Origin of the sequence: Kribbella ginsengisoli, from assembly GCF_039537185.1 — a bacterium.
GTDB classification, from domain to species: domain Bacteria; phylum Actinomycetota; class Actinomycetes; order Propionibacteriales; family Kribbellaceae; genus Kribbella; species Kribbella koreensis.
In genome coordinates, this window is record NZ_BAABAA010000023.1 from 38,475 (window position 1) to 62,329 (window position 23,855).

General features: G+C 67.4%; 17 protein-coding genes. 10 read left to right on the plus strand and 7 right to left on the minus strand.

What is annotated here, in order from left to right; translation table 11 throughout:
- Positions 1-38: 38 nt before the first annotated feature.
- On the minus strand, positions 39-1,823 hold the full coding sequence (locus ABD768_RS41435) for a sigma-54-dependent Fis family transcriptional regulator (RefSeq protein ID WP_343977396.1): 1,785 nt from the start codon (positions 1,821-1,823) through the stop codon (positions 39-41).
- Between the two features lie 120 nt (positions 1,824-1,943).
- Between ABD768_RS41435 and ABD768_RS41440 the strand changes: the two genes are divergently transcribed.
- The 6 genes from ABD768_RS41440 (at position 1,944) to groL (ending at position 8,945) form a co-directional block, all read left to right on the plus strand.
- Positions 1,944-3,596 (plus strand): ferritin family protein, encoded by a 1,653-nt coding sequence (locus ABD768_RS41440; RefSeq protein ID WP_343977393.1) that lies wholly within the window; start codon positions 1,944-1,946, stop codon positions 3,594-3,596.
- A gap of 96 nt (positions 3,597-3,692) precedes the next feature.
- A complete protein-coding gene (locus ABD768_RS41445; protein ID WP_344850268.1) occupies positions 3,693-4,715 on the plus strand; it encodes a 2Fe-2S iron-sulfur cluster-binding protein in 1,023 nt (340 codons plus the stop codon).
- Positions 4,716-4,724: 9 nt separating this feature from the next.
- Positions 4,725-5,822 (plus strand): aromatic/alkene monooxygenase hydroxylase subunit beta, encoded by a 1,098-nt coding sequence (locus ABD768_RS41450; RefSeq protein WP_343977386.1) that lies wholly within the window; start codon positions 4,725-4,727, stop codon positions 5,820-5,822.
- The gene (gene mimD / locus ABD768_RS41455) at positions 5,819-6,175 is read left to right on the plus strand and encodes a propane 2-monooxygenase effector subunit MimD (protein ID WP_343977384.1); all 357 of its coding nucleotides are present in this window, start codon (positions 5,819-5,821) and stop codon (positions 6,173-6,175) included. Before ABD768_RS41450 ends, mimD begins: the two co-directional genes overlap by 4 nt.
- Positions 6,176-6,234: 59 nt before the next feature.
- Positions 6,235-7,269 carry an amidohydrolase family protein gene (locus tag ABD768_RS41460; protein ID WP_344850271.1) on the plus strand — a complete coding sequence of 345 codons (1,035 nt, stop codon included), beginning with the start codon at positions 6,235-6,237 and terminating at the stop codon, positions 7,267-7,269.
- 26 nt (positions 7,270-7,295) lie between these two features.
- The gene (groL, locus tag ABD768_RS41465; RefSeq protein ID WP_344850274.1) at positions 7,296-8,945 is read left to right on the plus strand and encodes a chaperonin GroEL; all 1,650 of its coding nucleotides are present in this window, start codon (positions 7,296-7,298) and stop codon (positions 8,943-8,945) included.
- 618 nt (positions 8,946-9,563) lie between these two features.
- Here the strand turns inward: groL and ABD768_RS41470 are convergent.
- Positions 9,564-9,971 (minus strand): hypothetical protein, encoded by a 408-nt coding sequence (locus ABD768_RS41470; protein ID WP_344850276.1) that lies wholly within the window; start codon positions 9,969-9,971, stop codon positions 9,564-9,566.
- 101 nt (positions 9,972-10,072) lie between these two features.
- Here ABD768_RS41470 and ABD768_RS41475 point away from each other — a divergent pair, with 101 nt between their 5' ends.
- The gene (locus ABD768_RS41475) at positions 10,073-12,946 is read left to right on the plus strand and encodes an AfsR/SARP family transcriptional regulator (protein ID WP_344850278.1); all 2,874 of its coding nucleotides are present in this window, start codon (positions 10,073-10,075) and stop codon (positions 12,944-12,946) included.
- A 47-nt stretch (positions 12,947-12,993) separates the two neighbouring features.
- On the opposite strand, the gene ABD768_RS41480 is transcribed toward ABD768_RS41475, so the two are convergent.
- The 4 genes from ABD768_RS41480 to ABD768_RS41495 form a co-directional block, all read right to left on the minus strand.
- Positions 12,994-13,899 carry an amino acid ABC transporter permease gene (locus tag ABD768_RS41480; protein ID WP_343977369.1) on the minus strand — a complete coding sequence of 302 codons (906 nt, stop codon included), beginning with the start codon at positions 13,897-13,899 and terminating at the stop codon, positions 12,994-12,996.
- Positions 13,896-14,546 (minus strand): amino acid ABC transporter permease, encoded by a 651-nt coding sequence (locus ABD768_RS41485; RefSeq protein ID WP_343977366.1) that lies wholly within the window; start codon positions 14,544-14,546, stop codon positions 13,896-13,898. The genes ABD768_RS41480 and ABD768_RS41485 overlap by 4 nt, the downstream gene beginning before the upstream one ends.
- A gap of 73 nt (positions 14,547-14,619) precedes the next feature.
- A complete protein-coding gene (locus ABD768_RS41490) occupies positions 14,620-15,537 on the minus strand; it encodes a glutamate ABC transporter substrate-binding protein (RefSeq protein ID WP_343977363.1) in 918 nt (305 codons plus the stop codon).
- A gap of 63 nt (positions 15,538-15,600) precedes the next feature.
- Positions 15,601-16,371 carry an amino acid ABC transporter ATP-binding protein gene (locus tag ABD768_RS41495; RefSeq protein WP_343977360.1) on the minus strand — a complete coding sequence of 257 codons (771 nt, stop codon included), beginning with the start codon at positions 16,369-16,371 and terminating at the stop codon, positions 15,601-15,603.
- A 278-nt stretch (positions 16,372-16,649) separates the two neighbouring features.
- Here ABD768_RS41495 and ABD768_RS41500 point away from each other — a divergent pair, with 278 nt between their 5' ends.
- Positions 16,650-19,325, plus strand: coding sequence for a hypothetical protein (locus tag ABD768_RS41500; protein ID WP_344850281.1), 2,676 nt, complete (start codon positions 16,650-16,652; stop codon positions 19,323-19,325).
- Between the two features lie 50 nt (positions 19,326-19,375).
- Here the strand turns inward: ABD768_RS41500 and ABD768_RS41505 are convergent, their stop codons facing one another.
- Positions 19,376-20,917, minus strand: coding sequence for an amidohydrolase family protein (locus tag ABD768_RS41505; RefSeq protein ID WP_344850282.1), 1,542 nt, complete (start codon positions 20,915-20,917; stop codon positions 19,376-19,378).
- A gap of 101 nt (positions 20,918-21,018) precedes the next feature.
- Here ABD768_RS41505 and miaB point away from each other — a divergent pair, with 101 nt between their 5' ends.
- A complete protein-coding gene (gene miaB, locus ABD768_RS41510) occupies positions 21,019-22,500 on the plus strand; it encodes a tRNA (N6-isopentenyl adenosine(37)-C2)-methylthiotransferase MiaB (protein WP_344850283.1) in 1,482 nt (493 codons plus the stop codon).
- A 272-nt stretch (positions 22,501-22,772) separates the two neighbouring features.
- Positions 22,773-23,555 carry a phosphotransferase gene (locus ABD768_RS41515; protein ID WP_344850284.1) on the plus strand — a complete coding sequence of 261 codons (783 nt, stop codon included), beginning with the start codon at positions 22,773-22,775 and terminating at the stop codon, positions 23,553-23,555.
- Positions 23,556-23,855 lie beyond the last annotated feature (300 nt).

The window sequence follows — 23,855 nt, forward strand, 5'->3', positions numbered from 1 at the left end:
AAGTCTCCTGTGCGGCCGGGATGCGAGGCAAAGCGTTTTCAGATCGTCAGGTTGATGCCGTAGTCGCGGATCTTGCGGTAGATGGTCGCCCGGGACATGCCCAGGTCGCTGGCGGCTTTGTCCTTGTTGCCGCGATGGATGACCAGCGCCTTGACGACTGCGTCGCGCTCGAGGGACTCCAGCTGGGTGAGTCGCCGCCGGGTAGTGGCCCGGCACTCGCCGGGGAGGTCGTCGAGGTCGATGGTTCCGGAGCGGCGTTGCTGGGCGATGCGCAGGAGGACGCGGCGGAGCTGCTCGACATTGCCGAGCCAGGGGAGGCGCATCAGCTGGGCCAGTGCGCTGGGGGAGATGCTGAGGTTGTTGCCCCGGTTGAGGCGGCCCAGCAGGTGAGGTACCAGCTTGTGCATGTCCTCCAGGTGATGCCGCAGCGGCGGCACCTCCACGGTGTGCGAGAAGTGCGGCAGCAGCTGCGCATCCACCTCGGGGTTGCGCGGCTCGCTCCGCATCGTCAGTGCGACCCAGACCCCGCTGCTCTGGTCATGCTCGAGCAGTAGTCCCGACAGTGCACTCACCGAATCACTGTCGAGCAGATGCGCCCGGCGGATGACCAGTGATCCGACCCCGGCCGACAACTCCTCAGCAACCGTGTCCAGCCAGCCAGGGCCGCACTCAGAGGCATCCATGATCCGGAAGTGCCCGCTGCCGTTGCGTAGCTGGTTCACCGACCGCAGCAACGCGATCTTGCCGACACCGGCCTCGCCCTCGAGCACCATCCACGAGCCGTTGCGCCGGCTGGTGTCCACCGCCTGACACACCCGCTGCCAAGTAGCGCTGGTCCCAGCAAGCCCAGGCATGACCGGTACTACGCTGCGCACCGTCCCAGTAGTCGAGTCCAGCCCAGATTGCACCTGGATCTTCAACACCCCACCAGCGAACTCCGAACCAGCGAACACCGGCCGATAGTCCAACCGGGCCACCAGCCCGCTCGGTAGATCAGCAACCAGCGTCACCTGCTCCGAGGAGCCAGCAGCGTCGCGTGATCGTGCCAGGAGCGCAGTCTGGTCAACTGGATCGAACCGCTGTTGCGCCTGGCTGTTCATCATGACCAGGTCTCCGCTGAGCGCGATCACCCCACTGCTGGAGTGCTGGCACGCGGCCAGGTAGTCGCGGAAGAGCGCCAGCTCCTTGGCCCCCGACCGCGTCAGCAGTTGCTGCTCGATCTTCTGCGCCGTCGATCGCGCGCAGAACATCAGTAAAGCGTTCGAATGAGACACCGACGAGGTCAGGTCCAGGACGCCGAGCAGCGAGCCCGTCACCGGATGGTGGATCGGCGCACCCGCGCAGGCGAAGCCACCGAGCGGCCCGGTGAAGTGCTCGCTCCCCGTGACCATCGTGGGGACTCCGGCCTCCAAGGTGGTCCCGATGCCGTTCGTACCGACCTGCTCCTCCGCGTAGCTGAAGCCGGGGGAGAGGGACGCCTTGTCGAGCTGCCTGATCAGCGACGGGTCAGGGCAGGTCCGCTGCAGGACCAGGCCGTGCTGGTCGGTCAGGATGATGCTCACCGACTCGTTCGCCAGCTCGTCGGCCAGGGCGCTCAGCACCGGCGCGGCCGACAGCGCGAGCGGCGTCGGGCCCTCCAGCCCCAGGTAGCTGGGATCGACGTTGTCGGTGTCCACCCGCAGCCGGGACGACCGTAGCCACGACGCCTGGATCGACTCGCGCACCAGTCCGGGATCGAGGTCGCCGGACGTCAGGAAGGTGTCCCTGGCCTGCTGCAACAGCCGGCCGGTACGAGGTGTCTCGATCCAGTGCGCTCGTTCCACAGAGGCCTCCCTGCCATCACTCTAGGTGGGTCCGCCTTCCCACTGTGTCTCAGATTGAGACAAGCGCAAGGGGCCAGCCGGGGTGAGATCGGTCCACTTGAAACCCCGAGGAGGCAGACCGTGAGCAGGCAGAGTCTGAGCAAGGCCCACGCCAAGATCACCGAACTGTCCTGGGAGCCGACCTTCGCGACTCCCGCGACACGCTTCGGAACCGACTACACCTTCGACAAGGCCCCGAAGAAGGACCCGCTGAAGCAGATCATGCGGTCCTACTTCCCGATGGAGGAGGAGAAGGACAACCGCGTCTTCGGCGCGATGGACGGCGCGATCCGCGGCAACATGTTCCGCCAGGTCCAGCAGCGCTGGATGGAGTGGCAGAAGCTGTTCCTGTCCATCATCCCGTTCCCGGAGATCTCCGCCGCCCGGGCGATGCCGATGGCCATCGACGCGGTGCCGAACCCGGAGATCCACAACGGGCTGGCGGTACAGATGATCGACGAGGTCCGGCACTCGACGATCCAGATGAACCTGAAGAAGCTGTACATGAACCACTACATCGACCCGGCCGGGTTCGACATCACCGAGAAGGCGTTCGCGAACAACTACGCGGGCACCATCGGCCGGCAGTTCGGCGAGGGGTTCATCACCGGCGACGCGATCACCGCGGCCAACATCTACCTCACGGTGGTGGCCGAGACCGCGTTCACCAACACGCTGTTCGTCGCGATGCCCGACGAGGCCGCCGCCAACGGCGACTACCTGCTGCCGACCGTGTTCCACTCGGTCCAGTCCGACGAGTCGCGGCACATCAGCAACGGGTACAGCATCCTGCTGATGGCGCTGGCCGACGAGGACAACCGCCAGCTGCTCGAGCGCGACCTGCGCTACGCCTGGTGGAACAACCACTGCGTGGTCGACGCCGCGATCGGCACGTTCATCGAGTACGGGACGAAAGACCGCCGCAAGGACCGCGACTCGTACGCCGAGATGTGGCGCCGCTGGATCTACGACGACTACTACCGCAGCTACCTGATCCCGCTGGAGAAGTACGGCCTGAAGATCCCGCACGACCTGGTCGAAGAGGCCTGGAACCGGATCTACAACAAGGGCTACGTGCACGAGGTGGCGCAGTTCTTCGCCACCGGCTGGCCGGTCAACTACTGGCGGATCGACCCGATGACGGACGAGGACTTCGAGTGGTTCGAGTTCAAGTACCCGGGCTGGTACAACAAGTACGGCAAGTGGTGGGAGAACTACAACCGCCTGCGGTACCCGGGCAAGAACAAGCCGATCGCGTTCGAGGACGTCGACTACCAGTACCCGCACCGCTGCTGGACCTGCATGGTGCCGGCCCTGATCCGCGAGGACATGGTCACCGAGAAGGTCGACGGCCAGTGGCGTACGTACTGCTCCGAGACCTGCGCCTGGACCGACATCAAGGCGTTCCGGCCCGAGTACGAGGGCCGGCCGACGCCGAACATGGGCCGGCTGACCGGGCATCGCGAGTGGGAGACGCTGCACCACAACCGCGATCTGGCCGACATCATCAAGGACCTCGGCTACGTCCGTGACGACGGCAAGACGCTGATCCCGCAGCCGCACCTGGACCTGGACGACCAGAAGAAGCTCTGGACCCTCGACGACGTGCGCGGCATCAACTTCGCCAGCCCGAACATCCTGCTCAACGAGATGTCCGACGCCGACCGCGAGGCGCACCTCGCGGCGTACAAGGCGGGTGGCCCTGGTGGCCGGCCGGCGCCGGCCGTCGCCTGACCCAGCAAGCAGATCGGTGGCGGCGGACCCTGGCGACACCCCGCCGCCACCGGTCGCTCCCCAGCCAGAACCACACAGCCCTTGAGGAGCAGGTTGATGGGTGACAAACACGTCGTGCGGTTCGAACCCGTCGATCTCGAGATGGAGGTCGACGAGGACGAGACCGTGCTGAACGCCGCCTTCCGGCAGGGCATCGCGCTGATGCACGGCTGCAAGGAGGGCCAGTGCGCCGCCTGCAAGTCGTTCCTGCTGGACGGCGACGTGCAGATGGACCGGTACTCGACGTTCGCGCTGGCCGAGTACGAGAGCGACGAGGGCTACATCCTGCTCTGCAAGTCGCACGCGTACTCCGATCTGACCGTCGAGCTGATGAACTACGACGAGGAGGAACTCCGCAATGCTGTCCCGCTGCAGCACCTGCGGACCAGGGTCGCCGCGATCGAGCCGGTCACCCGCGACATCGTGTCGCTGCGGCTGGACCTGGTCGAGCCGGACAAGTTCACCTTCAAACCCGGCCAGTACGCCGACATCGCGATCCCGGGCCACGACGCGCACCGGTCCTTCTCGATGGCGACGCTGCCCGGCGACCCACTCGAGTTCCTGATCAAGAAGTACCCCGGCGGGCACTTCTCCGGCCTGCTCGACGGCGGCCTCGAGGTCGGCGACGAGCTCGAGCTGGACGGACCGTACGGCACCTTCACGCTGAAGAAGGCGTCGGACCGGCCGATCCTGTGCATCGGCGGGGGAGCGGGGCTGGCCCCGATCCTCAGCCTGCTGCGCCATGTCGTTGCCGACGGCATCGACCGGCCGGTGCGGTTCTACTACGGCGCCCGGACCCACGAGGACCTGTTCTACCTCGACCAGATCGAGGAGCTGGGCGCGGAACTGCCCGACTTCAAGTTCGTCGGCGTGCTGTCCGAGAGCTGGCCGGACGACTGGGAGCACACCGGGTTCGTGACGGAGGTGGTGCAACGGCTGGAGCCAGGACTGGCCGGGGCCGACGCCTACCTGTGCGGGCCCCCGCCGATGGTCGACGCGGCGATCGACCTGCTGGAGACGGCCGGCGTACCGCGTGAGCACATCCACTACGACAAGTTCACCACTTCGGTGGCGGAATAGGAGATCGAGATGGCAGACACGAAAGAACGGAGTTTCCCGCACCCGGAGTTCACCGACTCCGAGGCCGGCGCGCTCACGTTCCCGAGCTCCACGAGTCGCAGCTACAACTACTACAAGCCGGCCAAGGCCCGGGCGACGACGTACGAGGACGTCACCTTCGACGTCCAGCCCGACCCCGACCGGCACCTGTCGCAGGGCTGGATCTACGGGTTCGCGAACTCGCCCGGCGGCTACCCGAAGGACTGGACCCGGCTGGTGTCGTCGGACTGGCACCGGTTCCGCGACCCGAACGAGGAGTGGGAGAAGACGATCTACCGCAACAACGCGGCGGTCGTCCGGCAGATCGGGCTGAGCCTGGAGAACGCCAAGCGGGCCAAGGCGTACTCGCACTGGAACCCGGCCTGGACCAAGTTCATCCAGCGCAACCTCGGCGCCTGGATGCATGCCGAGAACGGGCTGGGCATGCACGTCTTCACCGCCGCCCAGCGGTCGGCGCCGACGAACATGATCAACAACGCGATCTGCGTCAACGCCGCGCACAAACTGCGGTTCGCCCAGGACCTGGCGCTGTTCAACCTCGACCTGGCCGAGTCCGACATCGACTTCGACGGCCAGGTGCACCGGGAGGTCTGGCAGTCCGACCCGGTCTGGCAGGGCGTCCGGGAGAACGTCGAGCGGCTGACCGCGATCGGCGACTGGGCCGAGGCGCTGTTCGCGACGAACATCGTCTTCGAGTCGCTGGTCGGCGTGCTGTTCCGGTCCGATCTGCTGATGCAGGTCTCGGCCCGCAACGGCGACTACATCACCCCGACCATCGTCGGGGCCGGCGAGAACGACTACAGCCGCGACCTCGGCTACACCCGGGCGCTGTTCTCGCTGCTCACCCGGGACTCCGAGCACGGTACGGAGAACAAGGCCGTACTGGGTGAGTGGCTCGCGACCTGGGTGCCGGTCAGTCTGCGGGCAGCTCACGAGCTGCAGCCGATCTGGTCGCAGCCGAACGAGAAGGTCGTCACCTTCGCCGACTCGTTGGCCGCCGCCAAGGACGGTCTGCGCAGTGCCCTGGCCGACCTCGACCTCGACGTACCGAAGGAGCTGGACCAGTGACTGAAGCGAAGGAGTTCGGCGCGGCCGACCGCACCTTCTCGAACATGTGCGGCGTGACGTTGATGAACAACCAGAACGGTCATGTGGTGGCCCAGATCATGGGCGCCAAGGACAACGTGGAGATCACCGAGTACCCGTCGATGATCCGGGTCGACGGGGTCGGCAGGCTCACCTTCGACTTCGCCGAGATCTCCGACGCGCTCGGCGCGGACTTCGACCAGTCCGACTTCGAGGAGATCATGTCCACCCACTACGGGCGGATGGTCCATTTCGACGACAAGACGATGCTCTTCTCCAGTCCGGAGGAGGCCGCGGAGTACATCGACTTCGACCTCGTCGAGGTCCCGAGCTGAATTCGTCGCCCGGGGCCCTGACCGGCCCCGGGCACTGCCTGCCAGGGAGGCAAACCGATATGTACGAGAGCAACGGCGAGAAGTACTTCATCGTCGACAGTCATGTGCACTTCTGGAACGGCCGGCCGGAGAACAACCGGAACCGGTACGGCGAGGGCTTCACCAACTGCTTCTACGACTACCACCGCAACCTGTCGCCGGCCGAGTACGTCTGGACGCCGGAGAAGTTCGGCGCGTACTCCGAGGCCGACCTGCTGCACGACCTGTTCGAGATCGGCTACGTCGACAAGGCGATCTTCCAGCCGACGTACCTGACCGACTTCTACGTCGACGGCTTCAACACCACCGAGCGCGACGGCGCCGTGATGGAGAACAACCCGGGCAAGTTCATCACCAACGGCGCCTGGGACCCCCGTGACGGCGCCGCCGGTCTGGACAAGCTCGAGGAGCTGCACGCGCGCTGGAACCTGCAGGGCGTCAAGCTCTACACGGCCGAGTGGAAGGGCGACTCGAAGGGCTGGAAGCTGTCCGACCCGGAGGCCGAGCCGTACCTGCGCAAGTGCGTCGAGCTCGGCATCAGGAACATCCACGTGCACAAGGGCCCCACGATCTACCCGCTGAACCGGGACGCCTTCGACGTCCAGGACATCGACTACGCGGCCTCGATGTTCCCCGAACTCAACTTCATCGTCGAGCATGTCGGGCTGCCGCGGCTGGAGGACTTCTGCTGGATCGCCACCCAGGAGCCGAACGTGTACGGCGGGTTGGCGGTCGCGATGCCGTTCATCCACAGCCGGCCCCGGTACTTCGCCCAGATCATCGGCGAGCTCCTGTACTGGATCGGCGAGGACCGGATCACCTTCGCCAGCGACTACGCGATCTGGCAGCCGAAGTGGCTGGTCGAGAAGTTCGTCGACTTCCAGATCCCCGAGGACATGCAGTCGGAGTACGGCGTACTGACGCCGGACATCAAGCGCAAGATCCTCGGCCTCAACGCGGCCAAGCTGTACGGCCTCGACGTACCGGCCGAGCTGCGGATCTCCGGCGAGGTCTCCGACAAGCCGATCGGCTCCGCGCCGGTCCAGGTCTCCTGATCCTCTGATTCGAAGGGAATAGACAGATGGCCAAAGATCTTCGTTTCAGCAACGACGCCCGGCAACTGCTCGAGCAAGGTGTGAACGCGCTCGCTGATGCGGTCAAAGTGACGCTGGGACCCAAGGGGCGCAACGCGGTACTGGAGAAGCTGACCGGGCCGCCGACCATCACCAACGACGGCGTCACGATCGCGCGCGAGATCCAGCTGCGCAACCCGTTCGCCAACATGGGCGCGCAGCTGGTCAAGGAAGTCGCGATGAAGACGAACGGGGTGGCGGGTGACGGTACGACCACCGCGACCGTGCTCGCGCAGGCGCTGGTGCGGGAGGGGTTGCGGGCGGTTGATGAAGGCGCGAACCCGATGCAGTTGCGGCGGGGGATCGAGGAAGCGGTCGCGGTGATCGTGAAGACGCTGCACGAGCGGACGGCCGAGGTCGGTGGGCAGACGGATCTGCTGTTCGTGGCGACGTTGTCGGCGAATGACGATCCGGAGATCGGGTCGGTGATCTCGGAGGCGATGGCGCGGGTCGGGAAGACCGGTGTCGTCACGGTCGAGGAGTCACCGGCGTACGGGCTGTCGTTGAACGTGGTGGACGGGATCGAGTTCGACCACGGGTTCATCTCGCCGTACATGGTGACCGACAAGGACCGGATGGAGACGGTCTTCGACGATCCCTTCATTTTGTTGACGAACAAGAAGATCAGCCAGCTACAGGAGCTGATGCCTACTTTGGAGCTGGTGACGCGCTCGGGCCGGCCCCTGGTGATCCTGGCCGAGAACGTCGACGGTCCGGCGCTGCAGATGCTGGTGAGCAACAACGTGCACGACACGTTCAGGTCGGTCGTGGTGCGGGCGCCTGGGTTCGGGCATCGGCGGGTGGCGGAGCTGGAGGACCTGGCGGCGGTACTGGGTGGTCGCGTGGTCAGCGAGGACTCGGGCGTCAACCTGCACTCGCTGACGGCCGACGACCTGGGGTCGTGTCACCGGATCACGATCACGGAGAACGGTACGACGATGGTCGGCGGCGCGGGCGATCCCGCGTCGGTGGAAGCCCGTCTGCACCAGCTCGAGAAGGAGCTGGAGCGTGCCACCAACGACCACGACGAAGACAACCTCAAACTCCGCATCGCCCGCCTGGCCGGCCGTGTCGCCGTCATCCACGTAGGCGCCGCAACCGGCGTAGAACTCAAGGAAAAGCAGCACCGAGTAGAGGACTCGCTGTCAGCAACCCGAGCCGCCCTGGAGGAAGGTGTCATCGCCGGCGGCGGCTCAGCCCTGACCCAAGCCCGAGACGCCCTGGACCGCCTGGAACTGACCGGCGACGCCCTCATCGGCCGGGAAATCGTCCGCCAGTCCCTCGCCGAACCCCTCCGCTGGATAGCCATCAACGCCGGCTACGACGGCGACGAGGTAGTCAAAACCGTCTCCGAACTCCCCGTAGGCCAAGGCTTCAACGCCCTCACCGGCCAGTACGGCGACATGTTCGACTTCGGCGTCATGGACCCCGTCAAGATCACCCGCTCGGCATTGGAGAGCGCCGCCTCCATCGCCGCCCTCCTGATCACCACCGAAACCGCCATCGTCGAAGAAGTCCTCGGCAACCCAGGCGCCATCATGGCCCCCGGCTTCGGCGACCTCGCCGAAGGCATGGTCCGCCCCTCCAACATCTACTAGATGCAACTACTCCAACTGGCCCGCCCGCCCCCGCCCCTCCCGGGGGCGGGCACCCGTGTCGCGGCGGAGTGCCCACCCCAAAGGGCTGAAAGGGCAAAGGGCAAGAGCAAAGGACAAGCAAGGGGCAAGAGCAAAGGAGGATCCCGGCTGCCGCTGTGGTTCAGTGCTGTGCCGGGGCTCTAGTTCGTGGGGTGGGCAGTGATCAGGTTCTGTGGCGTTCGCCGGGTCGGTGATCGCCAGTATGACGGCGGCGAACCAACTGGTCAGGTCAGTCGGCTTTTTCTTCTATGCCTACGTCGTCGGGGGAGACTGTGCGGCCGCCTTGGCAGGAGCCTTTGGAGTTGTGGAGGGGGGAAGGGGTTTGCCAGTTGCCGTAGAACCATTTGGGGGGCTGGCCGATCGAGCGGCAGATGAGGACTACTCGGTAGAAGCCGCTACCTGCCCAGCAGCTTGCGCTGGCTGTGGTAGCGCCGGTTCGGCTGTAGCTGCAGTTCTCGGGCCAGCCGCTTGTGGTGGCTGATGCCTGACTGGTGGGGACCACCATCGTTGCCAGGACAAGGGCAGGAAGACTGAGAAGTGTGAGGGGCCTACGCATAGGTTGCCGCCTTTCGTGGAGGGTTAGCGCGCGCCGGCGAGAGTTGCCGCGGGGTCCTGGGGGAGGGGCTTCCACAGGGAGCTGTCTGCCATCTCGGCGGCGGCGTTCTTGCCTGTGCAGGCGGCGCACCACTCGAGCTTGAGATACCAGCAACTGACGTACGGCGAGGCGACGATCGTGCTCGACGCTCCGCTGTACGACCAGGCGTACTCCAGCCAGCTGCTCGGACAGGTGAAGGTTGCCCGGACCCAGTACTTCCGTCCGCACTGATTGTGGAGGTAGACCTTCTGGACCACATCCCCGTTGCGCGAGATGCAGCCGCCCGCACCGGCCCAGGTCGCCGCCGAGGCCGTGCTGGGAGAGATCAGGACAGTGGTGGCCGCCAGCGCCATCACCGCGAGCACTGACTTGACCCGGATCATCTTTCGCATCGTTCTCACTCCTTCGGAGACAGCGTCGGTGTGCGATGGGCCGATCATCCGGCGTCACCGTTACCCGCTGCCTACCAAACCGCTACCGTAAGCTCGGAGGAGTGGAATTCAGGCTGCTCGGTGAGGTGGTGGCGCTCAGCCACGATCAGCCGCTCGCGCTGGGCCGGCGGCAGGAGCGGTTGCTGCTCGGGATCTTGTTGCTGGAGCCGAATCGCCCCGTTTCCGTCGATCGCCTGATCGAACTGCTCTGGCCCGCCGACCAGCCCGCCAACCCACGACGAGCGATCCAGGTGTACTTCTCCCGGCTCCGGCGGGTCCTGGCGAAGGCGGGCGAGGACGACGGCCCGGTGCTCCTCCGCCAGGACGACGGCTATCTGGTCCGGACACCCGCGGAGTCCATCGACGTGCACTGCTTCACCCAGCAGATCCGCGCGGCGAGAACGATCGCCGACCCAGCAGCTCGGGCCGCCGCCCTGCGCTCAGCCCTGGACCTGTACCGAGGTGAGCCGCTCGAAAGCCTCGCATCTCAGTCGGTACTACGCCAGCTCGGCGGCCCGTTCGACGAGGCCTACCGGACAGCACTCGAACTGCGGATCGACGCCGCCCTCGAGGCCGGGCTGTACGACGACCTGCGCGCCGAAGTACCGGTACTGATCGGGCGCTACCCCGTCGCCGAACGGCCGGTCGCCGCGCTGATGCGAGCGCTCCATCACGATGCACGCCCGGCTGAGGCGCTGACCGTCTACGAAGAGCTGACCGCTCGGTTGCGCGAGCGGCTCGGCCTCGAACCCGGCCCAGAACTCCGTGCCCTGGCCGACTCGATCCGGCAGAACGCACTCGGCTCACCCACTCCGATTCCGCAGCCGCCCGAGCCGGCCCGAACGGGCCCACGGCAACTACCTGCCGACGTCAGGTTCCTGGTGGATCGCGACCTGCTGCTGGCCCATGGACAGCTGCATCTCACCACGCGCAGGCCGGCTGCCTTCTGCCTCCACGGCGGCGCGGGCGTCGGGAAATCGGCAGCAGCAGTCAGGCTCGGCCATCGCGTCGCCGCCGATTTCACCGACGGACAGCTGTTCCTGCGCCTGCTCGAGCCCGACGGTACGGCGCTCCCGTCGAGGACGGCGCTCGCGCGGTTGCTGCGTGCGATCGGTGTTCCGCCGAGCGAGATCCCCGAATCGCTCGAAGCCAGGATCGCCGTCCTCACCGAGAAAGCCGCCGACCGAGAGTTCCTCCTCGTCCTGGACGATGCCCAGGACCTCGCTCAAGTCTCACCGCTCCTGCGGCTCGGCCCCCGATGCAGCGTGATCATCACCTCACGCCAAGCGCTGAGCGGGCTGGAACACGCCGAGCACCACCAGGTACGGCCGCTGGGCGATGACGCGAGCCTGCAACTCCTGCGCCATGTTGCCCAGGCGGAGTTCGACGGTGGAGAGATGGGTGACCTCGTCACGATCGTCGAGCGTTGCGCGGGTCTGCCGCTGGCCCTTCGAGTGGTCGGATCACGGCTCAGCCCGGTCGCCGGCCAGACGGTCCCGGCCATGGTCGCCGCGCTGGAGGACGCCGCCCAGCGGCTCGACGTCCTCGAGATCGGAGACCTGGCCGTTCGAGCCAGCCTCGAGCTGTCGCTCGCTGCGGTCGAACCATTGACCTGCGCGTTGCTAGAGCGAGTCGTTCAGCTCGGAATCGACGAGTTCTCTGCCTGGGTGGCAGCGCCGCTGCTCGACGTCGACGAGTCTGTCGCGGACCGGGAGGTCGAGCGTCTGTACGACCTGGGCCTGGTCCATCTGCGCACCGAGAGTCCCCGGCGATTCGGCGTACACGGCCTGGTTCGCGCCTATACGCTCGAACGATCGTCGGACGCCGGTGCGATCGAGGCCGCGACCCGGCGGTACGTGGGCGCGCTGGTCCGGCTGGCCACCATCGCCGATGAGGAACTCGACCACGGCTTCGTGCAGACCGAGGGCCTGTCCACACCGGAACCGCCGTCCCTGCCTGGCGTCGAGGCGTCCGCGCGGTCGATGCCAGGGGAGTGGTTCGGACTCGAAGCGCCCGCCATCTGCACCCTGATCGCCAAGGCTCCGCCGGAGCAAGCGGCCCTGCTCGCATTGCGGGTCCGCGGCTATCTCACCTTGCAGGACGAGAGCGAACAGGCCGGATCAGCCCTCGAAACAGCGCTCGGGAAGCTGAACGACGGCAGCCATCCCGGTCTGGAGGGGCGGCTGCTGCAGGCGTACTTCACCACCGTCGCGCAACACCACCGGCCGGTCGGCGAGCTGATCGCGCTGGCCGACCGCTCGTTGCGACTGGCTCGGCTGGACGATTCGACGTTGCTGGAGATGTCGGCGTACTGGCAGTTCGGCTACTCCATGATCGAGGCCTGCGATTTCGAGGCGGCGGCGATGGCCTACGAGTCGGCGCTCGTACTGATCGAGAAGGATCCCGCCCTCGGCCACCACCGGGCCAAGGCGCTGTCCGGCGCCGGGGACGCCGCTCGGCTGAACGGTGACCTCGAGCGCGCGGCAGTCATCCTGGCCGAAGCGGCGAGCCTCGACCCAGGCCGCACCCGCTGGCGTGCGGTGACCTTGTACGACCTGGCGACAGCCCTGGTCGAGGGAGGCCGGCTGACCGAGGCGGAGCCGGTGATCCGGGAGGCCGAGGCGATCTTCGCCGAGCTGGGAGACAGCTTCGGCCGTGCGTACGTCGAGATCGTCGACGCCCGGCACGCCCTCCGCCGTCAGGACTGGGACAGAACCCGCAGGCTGCTCGACAGCGCGGCCCAGCAGTTCCTGGCGATCGACGACGTCTCGTCGCTGTGCGAGGTCCGGATCGCCGAGGCCGAACTCCTGCTGGCCAGGCAACAGCCCGCAGCCGCCCGTGAGTTGCTGCTGGCAACGATCGACGAGGCGCTGTCCGTCGAGGACACCCGCAGCGCGCACCAGTGCCGCCAACTCCTGAACACCTTCACAACCTGAAAGAGCCCTGCACGCGTTGTGCAGGGCTCTTTCGGGGAGTGCTGGGGTCAGGCTTCGCCGGTGCCGCCGGAGGGGAAGAGGTTGCCTTGGCGGGAGAAGCCGTCCGAGGGGCCGGCGGCCGGTGGCAGTGCGGTGCCGGTGGCGATCTTGCGGTTTCGGCGGGTGCGGCCTTCGAGGTAGCGGGCGAGGACCGAGAGGAGGGAGCAGATGCCGATGTAGATGACCGCTACCACCATGTACGTCGGGATGTACGGGAAGCCGAACTCGAGCCGGCCGCCCATCTGCTTGGCGACGTACAGGAGTTCGTTGTACGTGATGATGAAGCCGAGCGCGGTGTCCTTCAGCAGGACGACGAGCTGGCTGACGATGGCCGGCAGCATCGCCCGGATCGCCTGCGGGAGCAGGATCAGCCGGACGACCTGGTTCTTGCGCAGGCCGGTCGCGTACGCCGCCTCACGCTGGCCCTTCGGGACCGCGCTGATGCCGGCCCGGAAGATCTCCGCCAGGACCGAGCCGTTGTACAGCGTCAGACCGAAGACGACCGCCCAGAACGGGCCCAGGCCCAGATGGAACTCGAGGTTGCCGTAGTAGAAGAAGAACATCAGGATCAGCACCGGGATCGCGCGGAACAGCTCGACCACGAAGGTCGCCGGGACCCGGACCCACTTGTGGTCGCTGATCCGGGCGGCCGCGAAGACCGCGGCGAACAGGAAGGCCAGTACCGCGGCCAGGCCGGCCGCCTTCAGCGTGTTCAGCAGGCCGGTGAGCAACTGCTCCTGGATCGACTTGTACTGGAACTGCGCCCAGCGCCGGCTCTGGAACTGACCGGTGTCGTTGAGCCGGTAGACCACCCAGGCGATCACGCCCAGCACGACCAGCGCCACGACGACGTTGAGGATCATGTTCCGTGCCCGCGCCCGGGGGCCGGGTACGTCGTACAACACGGCACTCATGCCGACACCGCCGTCCGTCGCTCGGCCCACCGCTGCAGGAAGACCAGGGGGATGATCAGGATCAGGAAGCCGATGGTGATCCAGACCAGGGTCAGCATCTGGTTCTCACCGCGTTCGGCGATCGCCGCCGGGATGGCGCCCGCTTCGAGCACCGAGAATCCGGCCGCGATGGTGGTGTTCTTCAGCAGGGCGATCATCACGCTCATCAGCGGCGGCTGGATCGCCCGGAAGGCCTGCGGCAGCACGACGATGCCGAGCACCTGCAGGAAGGACATGCCGACCGCGCGGGCGGCCTCGGACTGGCCGGGTGAGACGGTGTTGATGCCCGACCGGACCACCTCGCAGACGAACGCGGAGGTGTAGACGGTCAGCGCGACGATCGCCGACCAGAAGTACGACGGCAGCTCGATCCCCATCTTCGGCGCGCCGAAGACGAGGAAGGCGAAGACCAGGGTCAGCGGCGTGTTCCGCAGGATGTTCACGTAGCCGGTGCCGATGGCCCGCAGCACGGGTACCGGGGAGACCCGGAACCCGGCCAGCACGGTCCCGAGGACCAGGCTCAGCAGGCCCGCCACCACGAACAGCTTGATCGTGGTCCAGAAGCCGTCTCTGAACAGTTCCCAGTTGTCGGTGAGGACCGAGAGCATCGCGACCTTCCAAGGGTTGGAGACAGTCAGGGCGACCCCGCGACGCGCGGGGTCGCCCTGAGCTGAGGGTGGATCAGTACTTCTCGACCGGGGGCTGGGTGCCGGCCGAACCGGACTTGCCCAGCGTCTCGTCGTAGATCGACTTCCAGGTGCCGTCGGTGCCGGCGGTCTCGAGACCCGCGTTGATCTTGTCGCGCAGCGCCTTGTCGGCCAGCGGCACGCCGATGCCGTACTTCTCCTGGCTGAACGGCTTGCCGACCACCCGCAGCTCGTCGGGCGCGTTCGCCGCGTAGCCCTTGAGGATCGCGTCGTCGGTGGTGACCGCGTCGACCTTCTTGTCCAGCAGCTGGGAGACGCACTCGGAGTAGGTCTTGAACTCCGAGATGTTGCTCGCCTCGGTCAGGTTCTCGTCCTTGACCTTCTGGATCGGCGTCGAGCCGGTCACCGAGCAGACCTTCTTGCCCTTGATCGAGTCCTTGCCGCCGTCCATCGAGGTGTCGGACTTGCGGACCAGCAGGTCCTGGCCGGCGATGAAGTACGGGCCGGCGAAGCCGACCAGCTTCTTGCGCTTGTCGGTGATCGAGTAGGTGCCGACGTAGTAGTCGATCTCGCCACCGGCGATCGCCGTCTCGCGGTTCGCGGACGGGATCTCCTTGTACTCGATCTGCGCCGGGTCGAAGCCGAGCTGGGCCGACACCATCTGGGCGATCTCGATGTCGAAGCCGCAGCGCTTGCCGCTGGCATCCTTGTAGCCGAGGTTCGGCTGGTCGGCCTTGACCCCGACAACCGCGTGCCCGCGGGTCTTGATCTTGGCGTAGGTCGGGCTGCCGGCCACGTCCGCGGCCGGAGCCACGGTGAACTTGTGCGGCTCGCCACAGCTAGCGGCGGCGCTGCCACCGCCACCCGCGGCGGTGTCGTCCTTGCCACAGGCGCCGACGCTCAGCGCGAGCGCAGCGACGCCGAGAGTGGCGACCACGTTGCGCATTCTCATGGGATCCCCTTCGTGTGTTTTTACTGCAGTTGCGGCCGGCCCGAAGGCCCGCCGGGCGTCTCGTCAGTGCTTGAGGATCTTCCCGAGGAAGTCCTGGGCACGGCGTGAGGTCGGGTTGGTGAAGAAGGACTCGGGGCTGGCCTCTTCGACGATCTCGCCGTCGGCCATGAAGACGACCCGGTTGGCCGCGCTGCGCGCGAAACCCATCTCGTGGGTGACCACGACCATCGTCATGGACTGCTTGGCCAGGTCGATCATCACCTCGAGGACCTCCTGGATCATCTCCGGGTCGAGCGCCGAGGTCGGCTCGTCGAACAGGATGACCTTCGGATCCATCGCCAGCGCCCGGGCGATCGCGACCCGCTGCTGCTGGCCGCCGGACAGCTGGGCCGGGTACTTCGCCGCCTGGTTCGCGACGCCGACCCGCTCGAGCAACTCCATCGCGCGCTTCTCGGCGGCCTTCGGGTCGTTCTTGCGGACCTTCAGCGGGCCGAGGGTGACGTTCTGCAGGATCGTCTTGTGGGCGAACAGGTTGAAGGACTGGAACACCATGCCGACGTCGGCGCGCAGCCTGGCCAGCGCCTTGCCCTCGCTGGGCAGCGGCTGGCCGTCCAGGGTGATGGTGCCCGAGTCGATCGGCTCCAGCCGGTTGATCGCCCGGCACAGGGTGGACTTGCCCGACCCGGACGGGCCGATCACCACCACCACCTCGCCACGGTTGATGGACAGGTTGATGTCCTTCAGCACGTGCAGGTCACCGAAGTGCTTGTTCACGTTCGTCAGGGCGACAAGACCTGTGGTCGTCACGGTGCCGACGGCGGAGGAATCGCTCATGGCGAGCAACCTAGCGCGACCGGAGGGTGACCCGCACGCGCAGCCGGTTCCACACAGGTAACGATCTGCCGCCTGAGCGGGGTCGCGCGACCGACCGGTCACCCAGCGGAAGATCGTGCAGGATTTCCCTTGACCCTTCGGCCCACCCCGCCGGGGCCAGGCCTGGCGGGTCCCGGGCGCTTCCTGACGGGGGAGGCCGGGCGTACGGTTTCGTCGGCCTTGTGCTACGGGAGTGCCCGGCGATCGACGGCACCCCGCCAAGTTGTCGGAGAACTGTCATGCGCTTCTCGCTGACCAAACGCAGTCGGAAAATCGTCTCCGGAGTTCTGGGCATCGGCCTGGTCGCCGCCGGAGTGGGCGGCTATGCCGGCCGGTACGAACTCAAGGAGGAGTGGCTCAAACACCAGTGGGCCGACAAGCACTACAACGCGGCCGTGATGGAGAAGGCGCTGATGATCGCCGGCGGGAACCCGTCGGAGATGCAGAGCGAGTCGAAGGAAGCCTTCACCATCGCCGACGAGTTCGAGCAGGCCCGGACCGCTCCTGGTGGAATCGTTGCACCCGGTGCCTACTCGGCTGCTTTCAGTCAGCTCACCGCGATGCAGCACACCACCGGCACCTGGCGTGATGTCACCAAGGTGCCCTACAACGCCGACGACACCCGGTACCGCGACTGGTACTCGAACTCGTCCGGTGGCGCGGGCCACGTGACGGGCCGGGTGACCGGCCTGGCAGCCGACGGGGCCAACCATGTGTACGCCGCCGGCGCCAACGGCGGGGTCTGGCGCTCGAGCACCGGTGGCGGGAACTGGACACCGCTTTCCGACGCGTTGCCCTCACTGAGCGGCGGCGATCTGCAATTGGCCGGCGACGGCTCGCTCTGGTACGCGACCGGTGAGGCGAACACCGGCGGTACGTCGTACGTGGGCTCGGGTGTCTACCGGCTGGCGAACCCGGTCAGTGGCGTGTTCGCGCCGGCCGACCGGGTGGGCGGCAAGGAGCTCGAGTCGACCACGGTCGGCCGCCTGCGGTGGGGCGGTGGCCAGGTGTTCGCGGCGACCAACCGCGGCGTCTGGTACCACGACGCGTCGACGAAGGCCGGCGCCTGGAAGGTGGCGTTCTACCCGAATCCGGACTTCATGCCGGAGATCAAGGATGATGCCGGCAACATCTTGGTGCCGGGCGGTTCGCAGACCGGCGGCGCCACCAACGCGGCGTACAAGAACATCGTCAACGACATCGCGATCGACCCGAAGAACCCCAAGCACCTGATCGCGGCGATCGGCTGGCGGTCGGGTGACACCTACAACGGGTTCTACGAGACGTCCGACTACACGGCCGGCCCGGCGAGCTGGAAGCGGCTGGACGTGGTCCTGGGCGGCATCAAGAACAGCACGGACGTCGGCTACACCACCTTCGCCTTCAGCAAGACCGGTGACCGGCTCTACGCGCTGGTACAGCAGCCGAGCAAGATCAACGGCAGTACCAGCCTGGCCGGGATCTTCGTGTCGAAGACCGGCAGCCCGGCCGGTCCGTGGAACAAGATCGCGGACCCGCAGATCCTCCACAACAGTGGTTCCGCGCTGGATCGCAAGGGGTACGCGGTCGGCGTCCAGGCCTGGTACAACCAGTTCCTCACCGTCGATCCGACCAACGCCGACCATGTCTGGGCCGGCCTGGAGGAAGTGTTCGAGACCACCGACGCCGGCTCGCACTGGGCCACCGTCGGGCCGTACTGGAACTTCGGCTTCGCCTGCTGGAACATCGCGGACTCGAAGAACACCTGTCCGATGGCTCCGCACTCAGACCAGCACTCGGTCGCGGTCGGCACGGCCGGTGGAAAGCCGGTCGTGTTCGTCGGCAACGACGGCGGTGTCTACCGGCGCCCGGTGAACGGGCAGGTGAACGCCAACAAGAACGGCACCGACTGGTCCTCGCTCACCGACGACGGGACGATGGACGCGCTGCAGTACTACTCGGTGTCGGTCGGCAAGGACACCAAGAACGGCGGCACGGTGGTGTCCGGAGGCCTTCAGGACAACGGCGTGTCGAACCTCTTCGCGGTCCGGCCCGACGGTAGCAACGGCGACACCGAGATGGGCTCGAACTTCGGCGGTGACGGCGGTGACGGTGCGGCCGATCCGCAGAACGGCTGCAACCAACTGCAGGAGTACACGTCGCTGGCCATCAAGATCACCAACAACTGCGCACTGAACCCCGGAGCGCTCAGCGAGGCCGACGCGTCGTCGTGGAGTCTCGACCCGAACGACCCGTCACCGCGGTTCATCGCCCCGATCGCGCTGGACTCGGCCAACTCGAGTGGGTTCATCACGGGTGGGCAGTACGTCTACACCTCGACCAAGGGGTGGGGCATGCGCAGTGCGAGCGAGTGGACCAAGGCGTTCGACCTGGGCGCGGGCCACTCCGCCACCGCCGCGGCGATGCGTGACGGCGTTGGCTGGGTGAGCTGGTGTGGTCCCTGCAACAACGCCGGCTTCACTCGCGGCCTGGCGACCAACGCCGGTGGCTCGTGGCACCAGGTGACCCTGCCTGCCAGTTTCCCGAACCGGTTCCTGGCCGGCGTGGGGATCGACCCGGCCTCGGGTCAGCACGCCTACGTGGCCGTCAACGGATTCTCCCGCCGCTTCACCGAGGGGCCGGGGGCCGGGGTCGGACATCTGTACGAGACCAAGGACGGCGGCGCGACCTGGGCGGACATCTCGGCGAACCTGCCGGACATCCCGACCAGCTCGGTCAAGCAGCTGCCCAACGGCGCGCTGGTGCTGGGTTCCGACCTGGCGACCTTCTACCGGGCACCGGGCACGACCAGTTGGCAGGTGCTGGGCACCGGCCTGCCGACGACGACCGTGATGGACATCGAGTCCGGACCGGACGGCAGGGTGTACGCGGCCACCCACGGCCGTGGCATCTGGAGCATCACCCCACCTGCCTGACCCGGGAGTTGCGTCCGAAGAACCGCTCTGGTTCCTCGGACGCAACGAGGTCAGTGCGGGCGGCCCGTTCCGCAACACCCACCGGCAGCCAGGACAGCGGCTGCCGGTGGGGTCTTGACGGCAGCCTCCACGCCGGCCAGCATCCGGGACCGTTCGGCGGGGGAGATGATCCGGCCGCGGGTGACGACGGTGTGGATGCGGCGGGTGTTGCGGATGTCCTGGAGCGGGTCGGCGTCCAGGACGACGAGGTCGGCGAGCTTGCGTGGGGCAACGGACCCTAGGTCGGCGGCCATGCCGAGGAACTTGGCTGGTTCTACCGTTGCGGCGTACAGGGCCTGTCGGGTGGTGGCGCCGGCGGCGACGAGTAGTTCGAGCTCGTCGTGGAGGGCGAAGCCGGGGACCATGTACGGCGTACCGGTGTCGGTGCCGGCCAGCACGGGGACGTCGTGGGCGAAGAGCTCACGGACGAAACGTTGCCGGTACTCCCACATCTGCCGCTGGTGGGAGATCTCCTCGGCGGTCCGGTTGGCCTTGTAGAGGTTCTCGATCACGTAGTCGTAGGTGCCGATCGAGTCCTCGCTCAGGTACTTCCGAGTCGCCGGGTCCGGTCCGGTGAAGTCGGGCATGTCCAGCACGTGGTGCATGGTCAGCGTCGGGGTGACCCGGGTCCGGTTGCGCCGCAGCGTGCCGAAGACGTCGGCCGCGCGGGCCCGGCTGTAGGTGTTCGCCGCGATCCACTCGATCGGGTGCATCTGCCGGAACCAGCCGTTGTAGTCGCCGGTCTTGATCGCGATCGCCTGCTGCATCCGGCGTACCTCCACCTCGCGGCTCGATACCGACAGACCCAGCGAGTGGATGTGCTCGATGCTGCGCTGACCGGCGTCGCTGACCTGCTTGATCGGGACCTGGTCCGGGGCATGGCCGTGCACGGTCAGCCCCTGCCGCCGCGCCTCGTCCAGGATCGCCCGGTACGCCGATGAGCTCAGCCGCGAGTAAACCTTGACGAAGTCCGCCCCCTCCTCCTTCACCTGCCGTACAGCCGCACGCGCGCCGGCCTCGTCATCCACGACCAGCACGTGGAGGAGATTCGGATCCCACAGGGTCGGATCGCCGTCGATGATCTGGCTGGCCACGATCATCCGCGGACCGAGCAGCGTGCCGGCCTCGATCCGATCGCGCCAGTCGTAGACGACCGGGTCGGGCGCGGCCATCTCGCGGACGGTCGTGAGCCCGTTGGCCAGGTACAGCGGTGGCGAGACGTGCTCGTCGCCGAGGGAGTGGACGTGCATGTCGGCCAGGCCGGGGATGACGAACTTGCCGGCGAGGTCGATCTCGGTGGCGCCGCGGGGGACCGGCAGGCGGCCGACCCCGATGATGCGGTCGCCGCTGATCAGTACGGTCTGGTGCCGGTCGCGCCGGCCGGTCGAAGGGTCGATCACGGTGACATCGGTCAGCGCGGTGATCCGGGTCTTGTCGGCCGACATGGCGGGCCAGCTGAGGGCGGCGGCGTGGTTGGCGGTGAAGGAGCCTCCGGCGACCACGGCGGCTCCTGCGGCGGTACGGGCGAGGAACTGACGACGGGAACTGTTCATGCCCTCCACTGTTGTTTGCCGGGCGGCTGCGGTCAGGGGTTGCAGGGACCCGATCCCAGGTAGGGGAAACCCCACCACGCCACGTACTCTTAGTGGCTGTTATGCGTACATACGAGGTCCGCACCCACGGGTGTCAGATGAACGTCCACGACTCCGAGCGTCTGCGGGGCCTGCTGGAGACCGCCGGTTACGTCCGCGCGCCCGAGGGTGACCTCGCCGACGTGGTCGTCTTCAACACCTGCGCGGTCCGGGAGAACGCCGACAACAAGCTGTACGGCAACCTCGGCCAGCTGGCGCCGGCGAAGGCGAAGAACCCGGGCATGCAGATCGCCGTCGGCGGCTGCCTGGCGCAGAAGGACCGCGCCACCATCACCAAGAAGGCGCCCTGGGTGGACGTCGTCTTCGGCACCCACAACATCGGCTCGCTGCCGGTACTGCTCGAGCGGGCCCGGATCGCCGAGGAGTCGCAGGTCGAGATCCTCGAGTCGCTCGACGTCTTCCCGTCGACGCTGCCGACCCGGCGCGAGTCGCCGTACTCCGCCTGGGTGTCGGTCAGCGTCGGCTGCAACAACACCTGCACGTTCTGCATCGTCCCGGCGCTGCGCGGCCGCGAGAAGGACCGCCGCCCTGGTGATGTGCTCGCCGAGGTGGAGGCGCTGGTCGCCGAGGGCGTGCTCGAGGTGACGCTGCTGGGGCAGAACGTCAACTCGTACGGTGTCGAGTTCGGCGACCGGTACGCGTTCTCGAAGCTGCTCCGCGCGTGCGGCTCGATCGACGGGCTGGAGCGGGTTCGCTTCACCTCGCCGCATCCGCGTGACTTCACCGCGGACGTGATCGAGGCGATGGCCGAGACGCCGAACGTGATGCCGTCGCTGCACATGCCGCTGCAGTCGGGGTCGGACCAGATCCTCAAGACGATGCGCCGCTCGTACCGGCGGGATCGCTACCTCAAGATCATCTCCGACGTCCGGGCGGCGATGCCGGACGCGGCGATCACGACCGACATCATCGTCGGCTTCCCGGGGGAGACCGAGGAAGACTTCCAGGGCACGCTCGACGTCGTCCGCGAGGCACGGTTTGCCGGGGCCTTCACCTTCCAGTACTCGAAGCGGCCTGGTACTCCGGCCGAGTCGATGGAGGACCAGGTGCCGCACGAGGTCGTACAGGAGCGGTATCTGCGGCTGGTCGAGTTGCAGGACGAGATGGCCTGGGACGAGAACAAGAAGCTTGTCGGCCGCTCCGTCGAGGTCCTGATCGCCGAGGGCGAAGGCCGCAAGGACGCAGCCACGCACCGCCTCTCCGGTCGCGCCCGCGACAACCGCCTGGTTCACTTCACCCTCCCCGAGGGCGTCGAGAAGCCCCGCCCCGGCGACATGGCAACGGTCGAGGTCACGTACGCCGCCCCCCACCACCTAGTCGCAGACGTCTTCGGCTCCGTACGCCGAACCCGCGCCGGCGACGCCTGGCAACGAGCCCAAGACACCCCACCGTCCGCCACCACCCCCGGCGTCATGCTCGGCATGCCCCCCGTCGGCGCCCCGGCCCCACTGGCCCCCGCCACCGGCGGCTGCGCCGTCAACTGACTTGCCGGCGACGCCCCCCGAAGACGGGCAAAGCTGACGTGCCCCCGGAGCCACCCGAAACTCCCCCCGAGCAAAACGCCGCCATCCCCAAGCCCAACCCGAGCGACGCCGCGCCCGCCCCTGGGCCGAGCGACGCCGCACCGGCGACTGGGGTGAGTGAGGCTGCGCCGGCGCCTGGCGTGAGTGGGGCTGCGCCCGCCCCAGAGCAGAGTGGGGCTGTGCCGGCCACCGTGCAGAGTGGGGCTGTGCCGGCCCCCGTGCAGAGTGGGGCTGTGCCCGCCTCCGAGCAGAGCGGAGCCGCGCCCGCTCCTGGGGGGAGCGACGCCTCGCCCGCCCACGGGGCAAGCGGGGCTGCGGCCGCTGGTCGCGCTGGTGGGTTGTTGCCGGATGGGGCTGAGCCGTTCGCGTTCGGGCGGGATGCTGACGTCTACTCGATCGACGACGCGTGGGTGTTGCGGCGGTATCGGGATGGGCATCCGGTGCGGGATGAAGCGGAGTACATGAGGTGGGTGGCGAAGTACGACTACCCGGTACCGGCCGTGCGGCAGATCGACGGGCCGGACATGGTGATCGAGCGGCTCACCGGGCCGACGCTTGCTGATGCTGCGATCGCGGGTGAGGTCTCGCCGGCGGAGCTCGGGCGGATGCATGCCGATCTCCATCGCCGCCTTCACGCCATCCCGGCGCCGAGCGGCACCCAAGGCAACGTGGTGGTCCACGGCGATCTTCATCCGTACAACGTGATCCTGACCCCGACCGGCCCTGTCGTCATCGACTGGCGCAACGCCGAAGAGGGCCAACCTGAGTTCGACCTCGCGATGACCGCGATAATCTTCGCCCAGGTAGCCCTCGACCCCGCCTTCGCCAACCTGAGCGGGATGCTCCGCGAAGCTCTCGCCACCTACCTGGCCAACTCGATCGACCTGACCCCCGGCCTCGAGGCCGCCCTGGCAGCCCGATCCCGAAACCCCACCCTGACTCAGGCGGAACGAGACCTCCTCCCAGCCCAGTCGGAGCTAATCCGCTCACACCTGCACCAGCTCCGCACCCGCTGACAAATCCGGCCACCAGCCGGCAGGGTCACCCAACGCTCGGCTGCCCCCGGCCACCAGTTGGCAGGGTCACCTAACGCCCGGGCTGCCCCCGGCCACCAGTTGGCAGGGCAACCCAACGCCCGGGCTGACCCGTTATCAGGCCGCTGCCGCCCTGCAGGTCGCCAGCGGACGAACAACCCCGTCAGCCGAGCTGGCCGGCTCGCCGCCGAGGCCGGTTCCGCCGAGCCGTCGCCGCGCGACGCCGAACTCCACTGGCAGACCTGTCCGGCTGAGATGAAGCGCCAGGCCCGGGCCGCCATG

Bases quoted from the DNA above. Each gene is read 5' to 3' on its own strand.
- ABD768_RS41445 (WP_344850268.1), top strand. From the start codon at position 3,693: ATGGGTGACAAACACGTCGTGCGGTTCGAACCCGTCGATCTCGAGATG.
- ABD768_RS41450 (WP_343977386.1), top strand. From the start codon at position 4,725: ATGGCAGACACGAAAGAACGGAGTTTCCCGCACCCGGAGTTCACCGAC.
- ABD768_RS41460 (WP_344850271.1), top strand. From the start codon at position 6,235: ATGTACGAGAGCAACGGCGAGAAGTACTTCATCGTCGACAGTCATGTG.
- groL (WP_344850274.1), top strand. From the start codon at position 7,296: ATGGCCAAAGATCTTCGTTTCAGCAACGACGCCCGGCAACTGCTCGAG.
- ABD768_RS41470 (WP_344850276.1), bottom strand. From the start codon at position 9,971: ATGCGAAAGATGATCCGGGTCAAGTCAGTGCTCGCGGTGATGGCGCTG.
- ABD768_RS41480 (WP_343977369.1), bottom strand. From the start codon at position 13,899: ATGAGTGCCGTGTTGTACGACGTACCCGGCCCCCGGGCGCGGGCACGG.
- ABD768_RS41485 (WP_343977366.1), bottom strand. From the start codon at position 14,546: ATGCTCTCGGTCCTCACCGACAACTGGGAACTGTTCAGAGACGGCTTC.
- ABD768_RS41490 (WP_343977363.1), bottom strand. From the start codon at position 15,537: ATGAGAATGCGCAACGTGGTCGCCACTCTCGGCGTCGCTGCGCTCGCG.
- ABD768_RS41495 (WP_343977360.1), bottom strand. From the start codon at position 16,371: ATGAGCGATTCCTCCGCCGTCGGCACCGTGACGACCACAGGTCTTGTC.
- ABD768_RS41500 (WP_344850281.1), top strand. From the start codon at position 16,650: ATGCGCTTCTCGCTGACCAAACGCAGTCGGAAAATCGTCTCCGGAGTT.
- ABD768_RS41505 (WP_344850282.1), bottom strand. From the start codon at position 20,917: ATGAACAGTTCCCGTCGTCAGTTCCTCGCCCGTACCGCCGCAGGAGCC.
- miaB (WP_344850283.1), top strand. From the start codon at position 21,019: ATGCGTACATACGAGGTCCGCACCCACGGGTGTCAGATGAACGTCCAC.